This window comes from Streptococcus suis (assembly GCF_002964045.1).
In the GTDB taxonomy this organism is placed as follows: Bacteria; Bacillota; Bacilli; order Lactobacillales; family Streptococcaceae; genus Streptococcus; species Streptococcus suis_U.
In genome coordinates this window covers 1-267 of record NZ_POPB01000018.1, presented here as the reverse complement: position 1 = coordinate 267, position 267 = coordinate 1, and the positions used below count along the sequence as shown (strand labels likewise).

Annotated in this window: 1 protein-coding gene; it reads right to left on the bottom strand. The window is 52.1% G+C overall.

The genetic code is table 11. The features are described 5' to 3' along the window. On the bottom strand, positions 1-267 hold a 267-nt coding region (locus C1E99_RS00065), incomplete at both ends, for a histidine phosphatase family protein (RefSeq protein ID WP_161951105.1).

Genomic DNA, 267 nt, shown 5'->3' with positions numbered 1-267 from the left:
CAACTGCTTCAATTAAAAGCTTGCCATTTTCGTATTTGAGGACGGTGATCGAGCCGTTATCCAGGAAGACATTGACACCACGCTCTGGCTCCAACAGATGGGCCAGGGTTGCGATGGTCATACCATGACTGACCACAAGGGCATTGCCGCCGCCCTGCTTTTCCAAGTCTTGGGCGATAGCCTCAAAGCCTGTCAAGATACGATTGCTCAAAACCTCCCATGATTCCGCCCAGCCAGCTGTATCTGCTTCTTGGATACCTGCTGCGA